The 18,756-nt window shown below is 42.6% G+C and carries 17 protein-coding genes; 6 read left to right on the top strand and 11 right to left on the bottom strand.

What is annotated here, in order from left to right:
• Nucleotides 1-337: 337 nt before the first annotated feature.
• Nucleotides 338-1,162 (top strand): LysR family transcriptional regulator, encoded by an 825-nt coding sequence (locus M0C34_RS13070; protein WP_248712127.1) that lies wholly within the window; start codon nucleotides 338-340, stop codon nucleotides 1,160-1,162.
• Nucleotides 1,163-1,201: 39 nt separating this feature from the next.
• Here the strand turns inward: M0C34_RS13070 and M0C34_RS13065 are convergent, their stop codons facing one another.
• From M0C34_RS13065 to queF, 7 genes are all read right to left on the bottom strand, one after another.
• Nucleotides 1,202-2,233: an HlyD family secretion protein gene (locus tag M0C34_RS13065; protein WP_248712126.1), complete on the bottom strand. Its 1,032-nt coding sequence runs from the start codon at nucleotides 2,231-2,233 to the stop codon at nucleotides 1,202-1,204.
• A gap of 3 nt (nucleotides 2,234-2,236) precedes the next feature.
• Nucleotides 2,237-2,743, bottom strand: a complete 507-nt coding sequence (locus M0C34_RS13060) for a magnesium transporter (RefSeq protein WP_248712125.1) — start codon at nucleotides 2,741-2,743, stop codon at nucleotides 2,237-2,239.
• A 127-nt stretch (nucleotides 2,744-2,870) separates the two neighbouring features.
• Nucleotides 2,871-3,656 carry a flap endonuclease Xni gene (gene xni / locus M0C34_RS13055; protein ID WP_248712124.1) on the bottom strand — a complete coding sequence of 262 codons (786 nt, stop codon included), beginning with the start codon at nucleotides 3,654-3,656 and terminating at the stop codon, nucleotides 2,871-2,873.
• 34 nt (nucleotides 3,657-3,690) lie between these two features.
• Complete coding sequence (gene ppnN / locus M0C34_RS13050; protein ID WP_248712123.1) at nucleotides 3,691-5,049, bottom strand: nucleotide 5'-monophosphate nucleosidase PpnN; 1,359 nt, start codon at nucleotides 5,047-5,049, stop codon at nucleotides 3,691-3,693.
• A 92-nt stretch (nucleotides 5,050-5,141) separates the two neighbouring features.
• A complete protein-coding gene (locus M0C34_RS13045; RefSeq protein ID WP_248712122.1) occupies nucleotides 5,142-6,731 on the bottom strand; it encodes a GGDEF domain-containing protein in 1,590 nt (529 codons plus the stop codon).
• 113 nt (nucleotides 6,732-6,844) lie between these two features.
• A complete protein-coding gene (locus M0C34_RS13040; protein WP_248712121.1) occupies nucleotides 6,845-9,025 on the bottom strand; it encodes a tetratricopeptide repeat protein in 2,181 nt (726 codons plus the stop codon).
• A gap of 13 nt (nucleotides 9,026-9,038) precedes the next feature.
• Nucleotides 9,039-9,902: an NADPH-dependent 7-cyano-7-deazaguanine reductase QueF gene (queF, locus tag M0C34_RS13035; protein ID WP_248712120.1), complete on the bottom strand. Its 864-nt coding sequence runs from the start codon at nucleotides 9,900-9,902 to the stop codon at nucleotides 9,039-9,041.
• 60 nt (nucleotides 9,903-9,962) lie between these two features.
• Here queF and syd point away from each other — a divergent pair, with 60 nt between their 5' ends.
• Complete coding sequence (gene syd / locus M0C34_RS13030) at nucleotides 9,963-10,505, top strand: SecY-interacting protein (protein WP_248712119.1); 543 nt, start codon at nucleotides 9,963-9,965, stop codon at nucleotides 10,503-10,505.
• A gap of 7 nt (nucleotides 10,506-10,512) precedes the next feature.
• Here syd and M0C34_RS13025 read toward each other — a convergent pair whose 3' ends face one another.
• From M0C34_RS13025 to M0C34_RS13015, 3 genes are read right to left on the bottom strand one after another with little or no spacing between them, the layout of a single operon-like run.
• Nucleotides 10,513-11,286 (bottom strand): Zn-ribbon-containing protein, encoded by a 774-nt coding sequence (locus M0C34_RS13025; protein WP_248712118.1) that lies wholly within the window; start codon nucleotides 11,284-11,286, stop codon nucleotides 10,513-10,515.
• A 2-nt stretch (nucleotides 11,287-11,288) separates the two neighbouring features.
• Entirely contained in the window at nucleotides 11,289-11,576 is a 288-nt protein-coding gene (locus M0C34_RS13020) for a hypothetical protein (protein WP_248712117.1), read from the bottom strand.
• Nucleotides 11,577-11,586: 10 nt separating this feature from the next.
• Nucleotides 11,587-12,633 carry a DUF3549 family protein gene (locus M0C34_RS13015; protein ID WP_248712116.1) on the bottom strand — a complete coding sequence of 349 codons (1,047 nt, stop codon included), beginning with the start codon at nucleotides 12,631-12,633 and terminating at the stop codon, nucleotides 11,587-11,589.
• Nucleotides 12,634-12,761: 128 nt separating this feature from the next.
• Between M0C34_RS13015 and M0C34_RS13010 the strand changes: the two genes are divergently transcribed.
• The 4 genes from M0C34_RS13010 (at nucleotide 12,762) to M0C34_RS12995 (ending at nucleotide 16,722) form a co-directional block, all read left to right on the top strand.
• Nucleotides 12,762-13,079 carry a YqcC family protein gene (locus tag M0C34_RS13010; protein ID WP_248712115.1) on the top strand — a complete coding sequence of 106 codons (318 nt, stop codon included), beginning with the start codon at nucleotides 12,762-12,764 and terminating at the stop codon, nucleotides 13,077-13,079.
• A complete protein-coding gene (gene truC / locus M0C34_RS13005) occupies nucleotides 13,072-13,833 on the top strand; it encodes a tRNA pseudouridine(65) synthase TruC (protein ID WP_248712114.1) in 762 nt (253 codons plus the stop codon). The genes M0C34_RS13010 and truC overlap by 8 nt, the downstream gene beginning before the upstream one ends.
• A 420-nt stretch (nucleotides 13,834-14,253) precedes the next feature.
• Nucleotides 14,254-15,618: a carbohydrate porin gene (locus tag M0C34_RS13000; RefSeq protein ID WP_248712113.1), complete on the top strand. Its 1,365-nt coding sequence runs from the start codon at nucleotides 14,254-14,256 to the stop codon at nucleotides 15,616-15,618.
• A gap of 96 nt (nucleotides 15,619-15,714) precedes the next feature.
• Entirely contained in the window at nucleotides 15,715-16,722 is a 1,008-nt protein-coding gene (locus M0C34_RS12995; RefSeq protein WP_248712112.1) for a MalM family protein, read from the top strand.
• A gap of 262 nt (nucleotides 16,723-16,984) precedes the next feature.
• Here M0C34_RS12995 and lamB read toward each other — a convergent pair whose 3' ends face one another.
• Nucleotides 16,985-18,277 (bottom strand): maltoporin LamB, encoded by a 1,293-nt coding sequence (gene lamB, locus M0C34_RS12990; RefSeq protein WP_248712111.1) that lies wholly within the window; start codon nucleotides 18,275-18,277, stop codon nucleotides 16,985-16,987.
• Nucleotides 18,278-18,756: the final 479 nt, after the last annotated feature.

Raw genomic sequence — 18,756 nt, 5'->3', positions numbered from 1 at the left:
CAACACAGAGTTTACATTTATTTAACTCAATACTCAAAAGGATTTCGCTTAGACTAAGGTATTAGCTGACGCTAATGTGAAGCTTTGAATGCTGGTTTTTTTGGGCGGATGATATCGCTGGTTGTTTAGTTAGAGTCCTTATGTAGCCCATTTTGGGGGCTTAGACGCTCCCAAATAGCGAATGACGTGATAAGCTGTTTTGCAAAATGGCGGATTGCCGAGTTTGTTTGTTACTGAGATAGGTAAATTGCAGATGTTAACGGTGCCACGAATAGTTTCGTCAAATAGGCTTTTTGAGGTAGTTTTAACGCATTGTTATGGGATAAGCAGAGTTTAAATGAAAGATTTAAATGCGTTACATGTTTTTTTGGCATTAATGCAAACACGCTCAGCCACCAAAGCTGCACTTAAGTTAGGGCGGTCGCAGTCCTATGTATCTAAAGTGCTTGCCCAACTAAGAGAAGAGCTCGACGACCCTTTGTTTGTAAGACATGCCGGTTATTTACAAGCTACCAGTTATGCCGAGTCTATTACGCCTAAATTAACGCGCGCTCTAGTGGATTTAGATATTGCGCTAGAACCTGATGAGTTTGACCCTTCTAGCTTAAGTAAAATTACCCTACACATCGTTGAGCCTTACTTAATTACCTTGGGTAAAAACATCATCGATGCGATTAGAGCGCAAACCCAAGCAGTCATTGAAATAAGGCAATGGGGCGCAAACAGTGAATCACTTATTCTGCTTGAAGATGTGGACTTAGGCATACATATTATCAATGATAAACCGAAATCTTTTTATCAGAAGAGAATTCACTCAGGAGCGGGGTTCTTTTGTGGCAACCAAACGGGTGAATACGTCAAATTTATTATTTCTGGGGTGAACGAACATCAGGATCATTTTAAAAAACTTGATCCTACTATCAAGGCCGGCATTATCGTTGATAGCCACATACTGATGGATCAACTGATGGACACCTGCTTCACTCTTAAGTACGAACCCTATTATGAAAAAAGCCAGCAGCACCCTTTGAATCTTGATGTGGCTTTGATTATCAAGGCTTCACTGCGTTATTCAGCTAAAACCCAATGGTTATCAGAACTGATCACATCAATTATTGAGGCTCATACTCATGATTTGCTGCACTCTAAAGTTGGCAACTAAGCTAGCGTTAGCCACGTTAGCTTAGTATTGTTACCGGGCTTAGATCGCAGACAGGTAGGACTTAAAGGCTTTTAACCTGACTGTTGCGCCACCGATAATGTCCATAAAGCCAAGAGCGGGGTGTGGCTTATTTGCTGAAACCCAACCTGAACCTGTTGCGCCAATCGGTACATTATATCCTTCAGGCTCATCAAACTCGATGATGATGGTGCGCCCATGAGATCCCATGTTGTTACCAACGTGCCGACGAACTTGCTGTGAGCCGTTTATCACAGAGACTCGAGCTTCACCGGTACCGGTGGTTAAGCTGTGTACTCGGCCGCGAAATATTTCCCCTGGGTAGGCGTTAACATAGAATTCGGCAAATTGACCTACCTCTATGCCGCGATAAGTTTGGTCTGCAATACGCATTTCAACAAATTTTTTGTTGGTGTCGTATAAGTGCATGTTACCGACACGCGTTCCATTTACGATGTTAGTAATTGATAACTGACCATCAAAGGGGGCTCTGATTTCACGACGTTCATGTTGCCAATTGGCGGTGGTAATTTGCGCATCTAAGTTTAATATTTGCGCTTTAACCGACATAACATTGGCTTCAGTTTGTTCAATTTTGGTTCTTAGATCGTCCCGCTGATACTCTTGAGCATACTCACTCAAATTTTCTAAACGTTGTAGGTTCTTCTTATCGTTATCAACTTGATAAATAAGCGCTAGAATTTCCGCTTGGGCTGCTTTCTTCTGCGCTTGTAGGCTCACGACCTGGGACGCGGTATCTTCCGTTTTAAGGGTGTAAATCAGGTCTCCCTTTTTCACTAATTGGTTATGTTCTACGAATACCTGTTCAACTTCTTGGCCAATCAGCGGGCTTAATACAGCATGTGGGGCCTTCACTGTTGTGCTGTCGGTAAGATCGGCGGGTGACCAAAACCGGTGAGCAGTAAAGAGGGCCGCTGCTAGCAAAACTCCGATGCTTACCGTTAGTACTGCGTTACGCAGAGTCCACTGAATAACACCCGTTTTGACTAGGATCCAACAGATTAAAATATAGGGGAGCATTATTTCTTTCATGGTTTATTCCTCAACTCGCTTAGTCATCGCGCGTCCGTTACGTATGATGTTGGATAGCTCTCTTGCTAATACATCCCACCGAGCAAAAGCGATAATGATGGCTAACACCCACCATGTTTTATCGATGAATAGACCACATAAGGAGAGTGCAAAAATAATCTGAGTATGGGCGCTCGACATTTTTGCGGCTTTATGGACAGCCACTTCGTGCAAACACCAAAATAAGTAGGCTAGATACACAAGAATCGCGACGGTAACAAAAAATACAAAACCCATGAATATTTCGGAATCAAGCAACTTTAATATGGAGGGGTAGCCTTGAGAAAAATAGCTTTCGGGCAATTGCTTACCGTGGATAGTAGCAAGTTTTGAAAGTAATAGAGAAGAGCCCACTAGCACGCATAGTGCTATGACTAGCTTAGAGATATAACTAAGGGTTGCTTTTACGGACCATGCCGATTTTTCTCGCAGCGATCTGCTGGATTCTGTTGGAGTCGAATTATTAGACATCTAGCGTTTGCCTTCAATTAATATGATCGGCTCAAGCTTATATAAAACGATACATTTTTTTGGAATATCCAATATTCCCTATAGCTTACGCAGGTTTTTAGGGAGGAGTCGTGGATGAGGCGAGGGCTTAGCTTTGTTGGGTAACGGCCTGATAGCGAAGTTGTTTTAGTGAAAAGCCTAATTTTAAATCGGTTTTAAGGCTGAGCAGTTGCTGAGCAAGCAGCAACTTGTCACTGTTTGCTTGAACTTTAGCGACCAGCTTATTTGGTTTGGTTTCCGCTAAAATATCTGCCGTACTGGCGTAATTCTCTAACAGTGTTTGAGCACCTTTGTTTCCAATTCCCGGCACTCCGCTCACGTTAACACCGCTAATCCCAACAAGAGCCCAATAATCGGTGAGTTGGTTTATTTTTATTCCAAACTTATCTTCGACCATATTCACCGACACATACTCGCGTTTAAAGTAGTCGTATAGATATACGCCAGCGGTTAACAAAGAATAATAGCCGCGATCGGTAGAAACGATAGTGACGGGGTAGTGTGCCGTAGCCGCTTTACTGGCTATAGTTGCACAGATATCGTCAGCCTCTTCGTTGGCGGCAGAAACAGAATCGATGCCTATATCTAGAAGGTGGTCTTTTAGCGCCTCTAATTGCTTAGCCAAGGCTTCTGGCATTGGGGACCGACTCTGCTTGTAGGCGGGGAATAAATTCTCCCGCCAAGTCGATTTTTCTCCATCAAATACCGCAATGATATGGGAAGGTTTTAAACTTGATATTATCCGTTTACAGGCGCTTAACAAGGCCTGTTCGGTGGCTTTTTCTAAGGAAGCGTTAGGTGTTCTTTGTTGCTGCACAGCGTAAATCCGGCGGATTAAATTTAGTGCATCAATAATCACCAATTGTTTAGGCACTAAGTATTCCTTTCACTGTAATAGCCATCAACATTTAAGACTGACTGATCTTATAACAAGGTTCATAATGTGAGCCTGGTAGTTTCATTCTATGTTGGCTAACGAAGTCTTGTAATAATTTATCCATCATTTTCATTATTTTAGGGTCTCCGTCAATAATGAATGGCCCGTGCTGTTCAATCTCCTTGATGCCTTCATCTTTCACGTTACCACTTACAATTGCTGAAAAGGCTCTTCGCAGATTTGCAGCCAGCTGCTGTGGTGGCTGGTCGAAGTGTAGGTTCAACGTTTTTACATTTTCGTGTAAGGGTAAAAAGGGTTGCTGAAAATCGCTGTCGATCTTCAAACTCCAGTTGAAAGAATAGGCATCACCAATGGCTCGACGGTAGTCTTTTACCTTAGGCATCATTTGTTTGATAACTTGTGCAGCTGCAGCGGCATCGTCAATGATTATTTGATAGCGCTGTTGAGCCTCAGGCCCTAAGGTTTCGCCTATAAACCTATCGATACTTCTAAAGTACTCTTCACTAGATTTAGGGCCTGTTAACACAATAGGTAGCGGTTGGCGCGCATTTTCGGGATGAAGCATTATACCAAGTATGTATAACAATTCTTCTGCAGTGCCGGCCCCTCCGGGGAAAATAACAATGGCGTGTCCGGTTCGCACAAACGCTTCTAATCGTTTCTCTATGTCCGGTAAAATAACCAATTCGTTTACGATTGGGTTGGGTGGCTCAGCGGCGATAATACTCGGTTCTGTTAGGCCTATGTAGCGGCCATCATTAACACGTTGTTTGGCATGGCCAACGGCAGCACCTTTCATTGGTCCTTCCATGGCACCTGGTCCACAGCCGGTGCAAATATTAAGTTCTCGTAAGCCCAGCTGGCTGCCGACTTCCCGAGTATATTGGTATTCTACTTCGTTTATCGAATGACCACCCCAGCACACAACCAGGTTTGGCTCTGCTTTAGGGTGAATAACCCTAGCATTACGCAGCATTGAGAAGACTAAATTTGTGATGTGAGAAGATTGGCTTAAATCTAAGTTAGATTGCTTTTTGAGTTGATTCGAGACGTACAATATATCACGCAAAACACTAAATAAGTGCTCTTGTATTCCGCGAATAATAGCACCATCAACAAACGCTTCTTCTGGGGCGTTGGCTAATTCTAACTTTACCCCACGCTCACGACTTAATACATTGATTTCAAAACTCTGGTAGCGTTCAAGCATTTCGCGGCTACTGTCAGTTTTACTGCCAGAATTGAGTACTGCTAAGCTACAGTTTCTATAGAGAAGGTAGATATCTTTTGAAGCGCTTAAGGTGAGTTGGTCTACTTCTAACTGAGACAACAAGTTCATGCTGCCTACGGGATTTATATGGGTAATCATCAACACCTCACTGATTAAAAGCTATTTGCTTATTACAGTATAGCGTGAGGTGTGATGTAAGCGATGACTTATTTTACAAATTGCTCAACTAACTAGCTGATTATGTTAACTTTGTCTCTACCACTGCTCTTAGACTCGTAGAGTGCTTGGTCAGCACGCTCAAAGGCGTCCAAGGGCTTGTCGCTTTCTTTAAATAAAGTCGCACCAATGGAAACCGTTATCGATACTTGCTGGTCTTTAAACCTGAACGGCAATGTTTTGATTTGTTCCCTGATATTATCTAAAGGTACCATGACGGCATCAGGAGAAATATTTGGCATTAGCAGTACAAACTCTTCACCGCCAAAACGCGCTAAAAAGTCGGTGTCACGAAGGTTGTTTTGCAAAGCCCTAGCAATCACTTTTAGGGCTTTATCACCAGCCATATGACCAAATTTGTCATTAATGGACTTAAAATGGTCAATGTCGATAATCGCCATACCCAGGTTGTAGCCATAGCGTTTCCAGCGTTTATATTCTAGCTCTAAACGCTCGTCTAAAGCGGCCCGGTTATAAACCTGAGTAAGGCTATCTATAAACAACTTATGCTTATGTGCGTTTAAGCGTTTCTTGTATTCATGGGTTTCTTCACGTACCAAGCGTAGTTTCAGTTCCACGCCGTTTAGTTGCTCTAGCAACTCCGTAGTACGTTCTTCTAGCTGTTCTTTCTCTTTAAAGACATCGGCAATTTGAATCAGGCGGCTTTGTATAGAGCTTTTAAGGGTATCTAAATCATTACTGGAGCGAACTTCAGCACCTAATTCCAAAAGTTTACTTTTAAGCTGACCATCGCTTTGTTTTTGTTCTTTATAAACCAATTTTGACTGAGTTAACGAGTCGTTAAATTGGTCATGAACGCCTCCTAAGCTCTCATTTAAAGAGTACAAAAACTCTTGAGAGGCTTTACGTTCTTCACGACTGCCCTCTATGACCAGTTGTATGACTTTAATACATAGGCTAGGTAGTTCTTCTGGCTCTATACCAACCAGTAAGTCGGAGCGAACTTGGCCTAACTTAGTACCCACGTCACCAGAATAATCTAGTTCTGTTATTAGGCGTTGTAAATCGTCGCATATTCGCTTGTGTAAGCGATGATTTAATATACTTTCTTTAGGCTTTAATACGGCGTTGTCACCCGATGTTGGTGCGGCGCCCAAAATAGGTTTATTGAGTAGTGCTTGATAATAATAATTAAGTAGCTGCTCTAAACGCTGTTGGTTATCGTTATGCGTATAGGCTGGATCTTGCTCTAAGAAATCAGTGAGCTTACGACGCAACTGCGGGGGAAGGCCATTGATTCGCTTGAGTGACTCGCCCGATGTTTTGATTATACGTTGATTGTGCGCGAGTAATGTTTTTAAGGTATCACTGTGTTGCTTAAACAACCCATCTAATTCATTTTGGTATTGAGAAATAGCCGACAAATCATCATTTTTTTCAACTTCTTCTATGAGTTGTTGAAGTTTTTGATCGAGTTGCTCGTCTAGACCATAACAAATTTTCGATAGGCGCGAAATTAGCTGGCTTACTGCTTTTTTATCCATTCTAACCTTTGCATCTATACCTGAAGCATTCTTATTGGAATTGTCTAAGTTATTTCTCACCAATGCGAGTCGCTTCTTAATTGTGATGATATCGCTCATCGTAGAAATTAATACTTCCTAGCATGCCTAACAACAAGATTTAGCATACCATGAGATCTGCGATAACGACAGACGCTGAACTAGCAAATATTATAGTTAATGTTTGCTAATCTTTACCAGTTAATTAGGTTTTTATCAGCAGAGGCATTAACTTTTACTAAGCCCTTCGTTATTGCTTGTTTTACATCTTGAGTGACATTGGTACAGAAAAATGCCGCGTGGGAGCCACTCATTGCTGTTAACTCTACCCACTGGTTTGTTTGGGTATGAGCATAAAGCTGTTGTGCGCCTTCTAAGGCTAACCATACAACTTCTGTCATTCCTTTATCGTCAATGGCATCTTTAGCTTTAGTTAAAAATGGTGAAACACAGGTTCCGATTGCAATCTTTATTTCAATTTTCAACTGTTGAGCACATTTTTGTGTGTGTAACATCAACTGTTCGCAAAGTTGTTGTGGTGAACGTTGGTGTTGCTCAATGCGCAGTAACATTTGCTGGTCGTTGACATGGCCTAGTTGATAGCTCTCTTCAATGCTTAACATTAATGCGTCAACAAAATCTTTAATCAGTATACGTCGTTGCTCAAAACCGAGGGTGTGCTGTGATTCTGTCTTTAGCTGCTCAATCGATAACAGTAATAATATTGAGGTGCTATTTGCTGATGGCGCAGGCACAGAAGGGAGGCCATTTAAAGGCGCATCACAGTGGGCAAGTTGCTGCCAGCCGGTAACTGGGTGCTGGTTTAACTGCTGCGTCAGTCCGTTAACCGAGGCATTTCTTAATAACAATTTTTGTCTGGTGACTAGAAATAGAAACAGTAGCATTATGCCAAACACACACACTAAAACGAGGATCAGCTGTTGAAAACTACTTTGCTGCTGGGCAATCGCTTTTTCTCTGGTTAGATCTGATAGGCGTTGTGCTTGCTCAATATATTGGTAGTGTTGTTTGAATTGTTCGCGCTTTAGTTCGTTTCTGATCTGTTGATACTGCTGATTTAAACTGTGGTAAATCTTAAATTGTTCAAGCGCTAAGGCGTAATTACCATTTTTTTCATAGGCTTGGGTGAGCAATTTATACACCTTACTATGGCTACTGGTTAGCCCCATAGTATTGGCTAAAGCTTCAGCTTTCTCCAATTGTAAGATAGCTAAGCCATTTTCTTGATTACTAATGTGTAACTCGCCTAACAACAACAAGCTTCTTAATACTTCATTCGGTTTGTGAATACTGTTAAAGAGCTGCCGAGCAATTTGCAGGTGAACTAAAGCTGGGGTGTAATCAGAAAACTCCATATATGTTTGCCCCAAGCGAAGTTCTATTTGAGCAAGTAGTGGAATATTCCCATTTGATTTTGCGATGTCTTTTGCATTTAAGTAGTGCACCAAAGCCGCATCAATGTCTCCTGATAGCTCGGCCATATTTGCCAAGGTGGCGATCTCTTCTGCTTGTAGGTCTGGATTACCTAACTCAACAGCATGGGCTATCGCATCTTGTTGAAACTGTTCTGCAATGGCTAGTTCACCTTGGTCCAAATAAACTTTAGCGATATTGGCTTTTACTTTACTACTTAGAAACAGAGATTCGCTAGTGGGTTTAGCTAGATCATCCAAATCGGCTTCACTTAAGTGATTAAGAGCGAGTTCAGGTTGATTATTAGTGAGGTAGTAATTTGCAAGTAAGGCTTCTGACCAAGCCCGCAAGGTTACCGATTTACTGGTATAAGCTTCTTCTTTTGCTTTTAATAAATAGTTTTTTGCCTCATTACTTTTTCCTTGGTTCTGCATGAAACGTGCGATGACTTTCTGCAATTGAAAGCGCATATTGGGCAATGGAAAGATTTTAAGTTTCTCTAAATTAACACTGGCCAGTTCGATAAACGACTCCGCCTCAGAGCTACGGTTAGGGTCTTCACTTAATATTAATGCGGCTACGATATAGGCTTGCGTTAAGTGAGCTTGATGTTGTTGCTCTTGGGCGAGTCCGATAGCAAGGTTGATGTAGTGTTGAGCTAAATCGATGTTATCTATTCGATAAGCACACAGTGCGCCTATTTGATTACTCAACAAGGTAATGTTTTTTGTTTCAGTTGTTTGATGGACTAAACTTTTTTGTTGTTCAAGTTTTTGTTCTATTTGCTTTAAACAAACACGAGGGTTAACAATTAGTTGTTGGCGTAATGGTTCTAGTTCTTTTGGCACGTGAACAAAACCGTACTCATAGGCAGAGGCACTCAGAGAATGAAAACAAGTAACTAGCGCCAAAATACGCCAAATATAGTTTGTGTAGTTCAACTTGATTCCCACTCTATTGACGCAATAAGCGCCAGTTTCCTAATTTGCCTAAGGCATTGGGGTCGTTACTGCGCATAGGGTTGATGTCTAAACCCCCTCTACGTGTATAACGCGCATAAACGGTTAGATAGTTGGGTTTGCAATAAAGGTTAATATCGGAAAATATCCGCTCTACACACTGCTCATGAAATTCATTGTGCTGGCGAAATGATACCAAATATCTCAATAGTGCTTCTTGACTAATTTTAGGGCCTTGGTAGTCAATATAGACGCTTGCCCAATCTGGTTGATTAGTCACAAGGCAGTTTGACTTGAGTAAATGGCTGTTAAGCGTCTCTGTCACTGGCGCTTCAATATCAGCGGCATTCTCTAATAAAGATGGAGTGAGCTGGTAGTTTGAAATAGAAATATCTTGAGCGTCAATATTGCTTCCCGGTAGCGGGCTTGTGTCTATTAGGCTATTGATATCGAATAGTTGAACGCTAACTTCGCCTTCAGCGCAAGCACTTAAATCTTTGCTAAGTGTTTTTTCAATCGCGGCAACATCAGAAAAATGGCTTTGATTGAAGCTATTCAAATACAGTTTGAAAGATTTTGACTCAATTAAACAGCGTGAGCTCGCGGCCACTTTTACCTCCGCTACAGCGACAATCGGTAAGCCTTTTTCATTTAACCAAGAAAGCTCGTAGAGGTTCCATAAATCATAGCCTTGAAAGGGCAGGGGCTGCTTTTCATCCACATTAATTTGCTGACGGTTTAATGACCTTGGTACGCCTTGCAGCAATTCAGGAGAGTATTGGCTTATATAGTCAGTAGGTTTACCGAGGCTTAAGCTATTAATGAGCTGTTCAGAGGTACTTAAAGGCTTCTTTTTCATGGTGTTGTTACGTCTAATTAGTTAGGCTTAGTCTATCTCAATTCTAATCGAAACACATCTATGAGCAGCCTGATATCAAAGCCTTTAGCTACAATTTTTTCTGAGTTTGAGCGCCAATGGCAAAATACTGCCTATCCGCAAGTTGACTACGATGCGAAGTGGTTGTCTCCTTGCATTATCGGTGAGCCCTTATCACAAGTGGTATCTTGGCACCCTGTAATCCGAGATATTGCTGGTGATTTCTCTGGCATAGAAGCAGCATTAGAGCTCCAGATCCACCCTAGTATCAAAGCGTTTTATGGTGACTATTTCTCAGAAATACTTGCGGTCGATTTTCAAGACAACACCATTGAACTGGTGCAAGCCTGGAACGATCAAGATTTTGATATGTTACTAGAAAACATCATTGGCCATGTTTTAATGCAACGTCGTTTGAAACAAGCTGAAACGGTCTTCATTGCCAGTACTGAAGATGAAATGCAGGTGGTCAGTATTAACAATAACTCTGGCGAAATAGTGCTTGAGCAATTAGGTAAAGGTGTTGACCGTGTGCTGGCTAGCACATTGGAAGAGTTCTTAGCGCAGCTCAGCTTAGCTAAGTAAGCACGAGTTAACGCTTAAAATCCCATGATATATTCGATACTAGGCGGCAGGTGTCGCATTTAAAATCAAATATCTCGTGTTCGGTTTCTTGCAAAAGCCAAACTTGATTGCACTTTGGGCAACAACGGGCTTTTTCAGTCGCTAGGCTTTCACCGCCGACACGGTATAAATACAGATAACTGGGCACTTTTGTTAGATACTCTAGCCGTTTACATAAATCACTACCGCGCTGATAGAGTCGGCTAGTGATATTACTCATTTCTTGCAATGCCGAATATTCAAGTATGCTGCCATTCATTTGTAATTGATCGCAGGCAGACCAATCTTCTTGCCACTTTATCAGTTGTTTTTGGTCACCGTTGGCTATCGCGGGTAAATGATAAAGGGGGACTGGGGTAAAGTGGTCGCCGCAGCGCACCGGCGAGCAACTCTGCAAATAGTTGGTATATAAAACCAGCCAACTGGAAGATTCACACTGGTCGCTATCATCAGAGTTTATGTCTCTGCCAAGGCTTTTTACCTTCGGGCTTAGTAAGCCTACATCACTTAAGGCCAGTTTAGCGCGCTTAACTTGGGAGCTTTGGTAGCGTTCTAACAAACTATCCGCTTCGGGGCAGACAACTCTGGTTGCAAAAGTCGCCTCCTTTAATACCACTGGGAATTCTCTACCAATAATTTGACCATTGTAGCGCCAGCAGTCGAGCACTTGATTAATGGCTTTTTCAGCTTGGCTAATGGTGGTGTCGGCGTAACACTCAAATTCAACAAGGCTTAAATACATGGTTAGTCTTTGGCTTCTAATTGGCTTAGGCGTCTAAGTAACAAAGCAACTTGGCTTTCTAAGTCATCCACTCGCTTTTCTAGAGAGGGCGATTTGGATGGGCTAAGCGTTGGCTGCAGCGGGCTAAGTGTCTCAATGATACTCGGATCGCGTTTATAAGCATTGAGCGCTTCGATAACGATAGGCATAGGCTGGCGAGTGCTAAGCTTACCTTTTACCAGTGCTAGGGTTGGCTGCTTATTATCGTCGATGAGTGACTTGATGGCTAAAAGAACAACTTGTTTCGACATACTGATTTCCTCAATGATGACGTGGCGAGTGGTACAGCTGCAATAGTGTCTCAATGGCGGCTTGCAGTGTCGCTGAATTGGTCGGCTCTCTTAGTTGTGCTAATACAAAACTACGGAGTGTTGGAATAAACACTAAGTCAGCAAAAATTTGTTGGAACAACTCAGGGTCTTGCTGCTTGGCGATAGCTTCCAAAAATATCTTGAGTATTTTTGGGTCTTCTAGCTGTTGCCATAAGCGGCCGGCGATGGCGATAAAGCTATGAATAGAAGTGGCGTTTTTTAATTGGGCTAGTAGAGCTTTGTTAACCAAAGGCTTAACGCTTGAGCCAGATAAAGCCCGTAAATAAAGACTAGCAAGTTCTTCGTTGTCGGCAAGGTGTTGAGCATGAAGCTTGGCAAGGCAATGGCTAAGTTGTTGGTCAATTCTACTGTGCTCCAGTAACTCCAAGGTTTTATTGGCTACCTCTAAGGGTAAGTGCTCAAAAGCGTCGGCTAAAAGCGTACTATTTTCGTCCCTATCTAAGCGAGCAACAACATCTGCGAGGCCTTGTAAGGCGAGTTCTTGCCAATCAGCCCAATTGCCATCGCAGCTTAAGTAACGGCGAACTCTTAGGTAATGCTCCGACGGTGCTAATTGACTATCTTTTTTATACAGTGCGTTAAAGAAAGCGAGCTTTTCTTCGATAGGCTTGTAGATGTATTGGTTGTTAGCCAAAGCGTGTTGTTGGTCTTCAGTTGGAGTGCGATTTAGCTCTTGCCCCATGGCTTCTACTACCAGTTGAATAAACTGATCACGAGCACCTAAGTTGATAAAACCTTGCTCATCAACCGGCAGTTGCAAAAACCATATATACGGTGTAGTTGATTGATTTTTTTGCCAAAAACATACTGCAAAGCGAGCGTGTTGTTGGATGGGCGCAGGGTAGGGCCGTTGCGCTGTCTCAATCTGATAAAAATCTTGATTGGTGATGTGATGTATTTGTCGGCCCATTTCATAAACGCGCAATTCACTGCCCGACAGCTGAAGGATTTCACTTAAGGTAGTTATTTTGTCCATATTCTTTGCTTCAGTCATCAATTTGGCCGTCAGTATCCACATTTATAGGGGCGAGGGCAATAATAGTCAGGCATGCCACTGGTCGCTTAGCAATGATATAATCCCCCCTTTTTCAAAGATTCCGCTTAATGAGTAAACCAATCTTGCAACTATTAGATGAACTGGAACAATGTTTACGTAACAACGCAGTCTGGCAAAGCGCGCCTTTGGCCCCTGAGGCATTAGAGAGTACCTTACCTTTTAGTGTCGGTAGCCTGAGCCTACCCCAATGGTTACAGTTTATTTTTCTGCCACGAATACGCATTTTGATTACTGAAGGTAAGCCCTTGCCTCAAACCCTTGAGATTAGCCCCTATGCTGAAGAGGCATTAAGAGATGCTGATTTTGATACCCAGCCACTGTTGGCCATATTGACGGCACTTGACGAGAGCTTTACAAATGACTGAATTAACTGAATTGAGCGAAGAACTTATCGAAGTTATTCCTGATGAGCTAGACATATTGTTTCAAGACGAACATTACGTCGCCATTTATAAACCAGCGGGTTTATTGGTGCATCGTAGTTGGATAGCCAAAGAAGCCACTCAATTTGCCATGCAAATTTTACGGGATCAGCTGGGTCACTACGTTTATCCGGTGCATCGTTTAGATAGGCCCACTAGCGGAGTGTTAGTGATGGCCACTTCTTCAGAAGCGGCCAGAAAACTGTCTGAGCAATTCTCTACACATACCATCTATAAGCAATATTTAGCGGTAGTAAGAGGCTATATAGAAGGAGTGCATGATCTAGATTACCCGCTTAAAGAAAAACTCGATAAAATGGTCGATGCTAAAGCACAGCAAGATAAACCCGCTCAGTCGGCGTTTACTCAGTATAAAGGACTACAACTGGCGGAGTTAGACTACCCCTCAGGAAAGTTTGCTACATCACGTTATAGTTTGCTTAGCTTAGAACCCAAAACTGGAAGAAAACACCAATTGCGTCGGCATATGCATCACTTAAGTCATCATATTATTGGTGATACCACCTATGGTGACGGAAAACACAACCGCTTGTTTAAACAATTGGGCCACCCAGGTTTATGGTTGATATCTAAGCAACTTGGCTTTGTTCAACCCTACACACAACAGCAAATTCTTATCGATTGCCCCCTTCCGCAGCGCTGGAAAAGCCTATTTCAATTAATGTCTTGGAATTAGTTCCCTTTTTGTTGGTGATCAAGGTCACATTTTTGGCATAGGAATTGAACTTTGAAAAGGCTTTCATTGGCGTGTAAAAAAATTACATTTTTAGCATCGTAACCTTAAATATTAGCCTAGTTTTTGGTTTTTTTTGGTAATTCACCTACTGAAAGGGTTTTCTTTGTGATTGAGAGCGTTTTCATGGTCTTTCTTGTGGTGTTGGTGAGTTGTGATCTAGAACAAGTTTTACTGTTGAAAAACAGGGTTTTCAAGCGATTTTCATAACAACCAAACTGTGAGCCAGTTCAAGGTTGAACTGAACTTAGCTACCTATAATCCTCCTCAGTTAGCGGATATAAGCACGAATATAAATGCACCGCTGGCTCTTACTAAATAAAGGTAAGGGACTTGGTAGTTCTAAAGGAAAAGGAAAGGATTATGAAACTGAAAACACTTGCTATTGCAATTACAGCTGCAACAGTATCTTCAAGTGCATTCGCTCTTGATTTTAACGGTTACTTCCGTGCTGGTTTTGGCATGAATGCTGACGGTGGTTCACAGCGCTGTTACGGTACTGGCGGTCCAAACGCTCACGTAGTAGGTCGTTTGGGTGATGAGTGTGATACTTACGCTGAGCTATCTTTTAGCCAAAACGTTGTAGAACGTCCTACCGGCGAAAAATTCTCTGTTCATACTTTGCTAGCTTTCGGTACGTACGAAGATTGGCAAGGCGGTACAGATACCCGTGGTAACTCTTGGCAGGGTGTAACTGATGGAGCTTCTGAAGACGGTTCTCCTTGGTCTGGCCAACGTATGTCATTCCGTGAAGCTTATGCTAAATATGCAATGGCTAGCGGCACTGAAATTTGGGCGGGTAACCGTTACTACGGTCGTAAAGACGTTCACGTAAACGATTGGTACTACGTAAACGGTTCTGGTTACGGTTTTGGTGTTGATAAAATCGATGTGGGCTTAGGTAACATTGCTGTTGCTGTTCGTCATACTAAATGGCATGACGTATCTGGCGGCGCTGACGCTAACAACACTATGGCATCTACCCCTATTCTTGATCTTCGTTGGAATAACGTAGGTATTGGTCTAGGTTCTTTAGATATCATCGGTATGGTTGGCAAAGCTAACTTAAGCGATGCACAAGAAGCTGGCGTTGATGACGGTAACTGGAACAACAAAACTGGTTTCAGTGGTACTGTTGAGTGGAACTTAGGTTACGCTGGTGGCTTCAACAAAGTTGTTGCACAATACAACACTGAAGGTTTCGCTTGGGCTGGTTACGGTATGAATAACCACTTAGGTGACTCATACAACATCGGTGGATACGACAACGGCGGTGATGCTCAACTTGGCCGTAAATCTTGGCGCTTAATCGACCACGGTGTATACGCGTTTAGCCGTAATGTAGATATGGGCTACTCAGTGTTCTACTCTAAAGTAGAAGATGACTGTTGTGATGCAGGACCTGGTGAGCGTTACGGTGCTACATTACGTCCTCGTTACTTGTGGAACGATACTATGAGCACCCAAATCGAAATTGGTTACTACAACCAACAAGACCCATGGGAAAGCGTAAGCTCTACAATTAACAAAGTTACTTTAGCGCAAGCTTGGTCACCTCTTAAAGAAAAAGGCGGTTTCTGGGCTCGTCCTGAAATCCGTGTTTTCGTAACTAAGTACGGCGGCGACAAGCGCAGCGATGGTACTGGTGAAGACGGCGGCTGGATGGGCGTTCGCGTAGTAGAAGACAACGATACTTTCTACGGCGCACAAGTTGAAGCTTGGTGGTAAGCCATATAAATTTAGTTAAATAAATTTGTATGCTAGTCAAGGCCCTCAAAATGCATTATTTTGGGGGTCTTTTTATTTGGTTCGATGGAGATTGAAGTGCGGAAAAAAATAGGTGTTGTTTTAGGCGCGACATTGTTAGGGCTGACGGCATGTAGCTCCGGTGACTTATTAGATATGAGTAGCGATACACGTCATTTGTTCGGAGATGCCAAACAAGCAATCGTCAGCCTAGAGGGCGCTCCTGTATGTTGTGAGCAGCTAAGCCAATTATCTTATCAAGCTGTGACTTTTGATTACGTAGCTGAAGAAGGGATCGACACCAACCGACAAGCCTTTGCTTTTAATTCAGGAAAAAGCTTCGTTCTGGCTTACAAACTTCCTATATTAAATACCAATGTGCCGGTCAAAATTGAAAGTATTATAGGCGAAACACTATTCGCCCCATCAGTGGCACTTCTTGATGAAAATTTCCAAGTGACACGAGTTATTCCGGCTAATGCATTCAAATACCAAGAGTTAAAAGGTTTTAGCGGTAATATGTTGAGCGGGACTTTTAGGGTCAGCACTGAACAAAGAAGTGACCGAGTTCGAGAGGCTTACATGGTGGTATATACCACTGACCAATCACTGTTTGAAAGTACCCAGATTGTTCATCCTGAGCGTTCGCGAGCAAAGGCACAAGCTAAAGCTGATCCCGGTTTACCCGATCCGTTTATACCGCATTCACCTCTAGGGCTGGTTAACGTCACTTTCAACCCCGACTTATCTAAAGGTATTTTTGCTGATGAAGCATGGTTTGGTGGAAAGAATTCAGAGCTTCAGCCTGCATCAGTAGAACCTGTGGCTGTTCAAGGATCCAATACTGTTCAAGGATCAAATGCTGTTGGGGCAGCGGTTGTTGCAAGCTCTGTAGAGCCAGCGAAGAAATCTAATAGCCTAAAGAAGGCGATGCTGCCTGAGACAGAAGCATTTTATAACAAGCTGATTGAAGATATGATTAAGCAAGGTGAAATTGATAAAGCCCTTAAGTTAGTTGAAGAAGCCGAGTATGCAGGCTCTCGCTCAGCAAGAAACGTATTTATTGACGCGATCAAAAATAACTAGATTTGCAGATTTTCATTGTTTAAGAAGCCAGTCGTAGACTGGTTTTTTTATGCGTGTAACGAATAGGCTCATGGTGCGCTTAGGTGGTCGTGTAAGCTGATTCTTAGGGTTATAGCATGTTGTACGTGCGTGGCTAGCGGGTTTCACCTTGAGTTGTTTTCGGTGATTTAATCGGTCTTAATTGGGAGGTTTGTTGGGATGGGAATGATAATAAAAAAAGCCCTCAGAGAGAGCTTTAAATAGGCATGTTAACGTGTCTAGCTTACCACCAAGCTTCCGCTTGGAAGCCAAATGTTACTTCATCTTTCGAGCTGGTATCAGCGATATTTTTATCTGATTTAGCATAAGTAGCAAAGGCGCGTAAAGCGGGGCGAGCGAATACATTAGGGCCAGCTTGCCACTGTTGGGCAATGGTTACTTTGGCCAGTTTATTGTCTTCGTCGCCATTGATAGCTTTAGCTGCATCTTGGAATTCAACTACATCGTAGCCTAGGTCTAGGATAGTAGATAAGTTATTGCTCCAGTTGTACTGAGGACGAACACCAACAGTAAACAAGGTAGAGCCTTTGTTATCATCTTTGTCGTAGTTTTCGTAGTTAACTACGTAAGACATGGCTGCTGACTCGCCTAAATCAACCACACCCCAGTTCATTAAGCGGTACCAGCTGCCTTCATTGCTGTCGGTGCGGTAAGCCGGATCATCACCTTCGTTAGCCATATTTTCGTAGCCAAATCCGCGAAGTTGACCACTTGCGCCAATACCTGCCATAGCATCTGTTGCATAAGATACAGAGAACTTGTTAAAGCCACCAAAGAAATCACCTTGAGTGTGCTCAGCCATAACAAACACGCCGTTGTCTTTTTGGTTTTCGATGTTGAAATCTTGGTCAGCCGCTTCAGAGTACATGCCGTAAATACCTACTAAGCTCAATTCGCCGTTTGAGTTAGTAGAGATACCGTCTAGGCGTAAATCTAAGTTGTTACCAGAGAAATCAGCCATAGTTTGACCAGAGCCGGCAACGTTTGCATCAAATAATGCTTCAGAGGTATTGCGTACCCAAGCCGCAGATAGCTTAGCAAAGCCTACGTCGATGTTTTCAATACCGGCACCGGCCCCTGCGTTGGCTAGGTAGTAGTAATCGATTTGGTGTACGTCACGACGTTGATAAAAACGCTTACCAGCCCAAAGGTTTGAACCTTCGAAAGATTCAACCATGTTTTGGCCTGATACATACATTTCACGCACTGCCGATGGGCTTTCTTCCCAATCATTTCGTTGATCTACAGAATGAGCAAGTAGGGTATGTACACCCATTGCTTTGTTGCCTTCTTCATAGAGTGGAGCAGACAATGCAATTTCTGCATAAGTTTCACATTCGTTACCCAAGCGGTGCTTGTACGGAGAACCGTTCGCTTGGAAGCACATTTGCTCGCCACCAGAGCCGGTTGCGCCAATACCAGAGCGCATGTAACCATGAAATTCAGGCGTTGCTGCTATTGCTTGAGTTGACATCGCTGCCGATGCGATGGCGATTGAAAGTGTTTTTAGTTTCATTACATAAACCTTATGTGTATTAAGTTCCAAATATGGACATAAATAAGCACCCTGTTCTGTAAAATCCAATTCCTATGGAACATTATGTCGATCGCATTGTCTCAGTAGATTTCGGTTTTGTCTTGTGAACTGAATCACACTAATGGCGTGAAAACCGTTTCATGTTCTTTTATTTTTTATTTTGGTGGTTTTTTGTGCTTTGTTTGGTTTGTTTTGTGGTTTTTTATTTTAAATTGGATGGTTTGGACAGAGTAGCTATCAGTAGATACAAATTATTGCAAAAGCCCTCTTAGTAGAGCTGATTTGTTACCAATAGACAGCAACGTATCTGGGGGGATATAGCTTGTTACAAAGTGTTACAAAAAGTGGGGTTTAACATGTGCTGAATCGCATTTTTATCCAGCTAGTAGGCATAAACTATGCCTAGAAATCGTAATACGGCCAAGTTTGCGGTTACTTCATAATAATTAAAGAAAATG

Origin of the sequence: Agarivorans sp. TSD2052 (assembly GCF_023238625.1) — a bacterium.
Taxonomy (GTDB): domain Bacteria; phylum Pseudomonadota; class Gammaproteobacteria; order Enterobacterales; family Celerinatantimonadaceae; genus Agarivorans.
Note: the sequence above shows the minus strand (reverse complement) of the source record. Positions and strands in the feature narration are given on the sequence as shown.

Excerpts from the sequence above, each read along its gene's own strand:
- M0C34_RS13070 (WP_248712127.1), top strand. The coding sequence starts at position 338 with ATGAAAGATTTAAATGCGTTACATGTTTTTTTGGCATTAATGCAAACA.
- M0C34_RS13065 (WP_248712126.1), bottom strand. The coding sequence starts at position 2,233 with ATGAAAGAAATAATGCTCCCCTATATTTTAATCTGTTGGATCCTAGTC.
- M0C34_RS13060 (WP_248712125.1), bottom strand. The coding sequence starts at position 2,743 with ATGTCTAATAATTCGACTCCAACAGAATCCAGCAGATCGCTGCGAGAA.
- ppnN (WP_248712123.1), bottom strand. The coding sequence starts at position 5,049 with ATGATTACCCATATAAATCCCGTAGGCAGCATGAACTTGTTGTCTCAG.
- M0C34_RS13045 (WP_248712122.1), bottom strand. The coding sequence starts at position 6,731 with ATGAGCGATATCATCACAATTAAGAAGCGACTCGCATTGGTGAGAAAT.
- queF (WP_248712120.1), bottom strand. The coding sequence starts at position 9,902 with ATGAAAAAGAAGCCTTTAAGTACCTCTGAACAGCTCATTAATAGCTTA.
- syd (WP_248712119.1), top strand. The coding sequence starts at position 9,963 with ATGAGCAGCCTGATATCAAAGCCTTTAGCTACAATTTTTTCTGAGTTT.
- M0C34_RS13025 (WP_248712118.1), bottom strand. The coding sequence starts at position 11,286 with ATGTATTTAAGCCTTGTTGAATTTGAGTGTTACGCCGACACCACCATT.
- M0C34_RS13020 (WP_248712117.1), bottom strand. The coding sequence starts at position 11,576 with ATGTCGAAACAAGTTGTTCTTTTAGCCATCAAGTCACTCATCGACGAT.
- M0C34_RS13015 (WP_248712116.1), bottom strand. The coding sequence starts at position 12,633 with ATGGACAAAATAACTACCTTAAGTGAAATCCTTCAGCTGTCGGGCAGT.
- M0C34_RS13010 (WP_248712115.1), top strand. The coding sequence starts at position 12,762 with ATGAGTAAACCAATCTTGCAACTATTAGATGAACTGGAACAATGTTTA.
- truC (WP_248712114.1), top strand. The coding sequence starts at position 13,072 with ATGACTGAATTAACTGAATTGAGCGAAGAACTTATCGAAGTTATTCCT.
- M0C34_RS13000 (WP_248712113.1), top strand. The coding sequence starts at position 14,254 with ATGAAACTGAAAACACTTGCTATTGCAATTACAGCTGCAACAGTATCT.
- lamB (WP_248712111.1), bottom strand. The coding sequence starts at position 18,277 with ATGAAACTAAAAACACTTTCAATCGCCATCGCATCGGCAGCGATGTCA.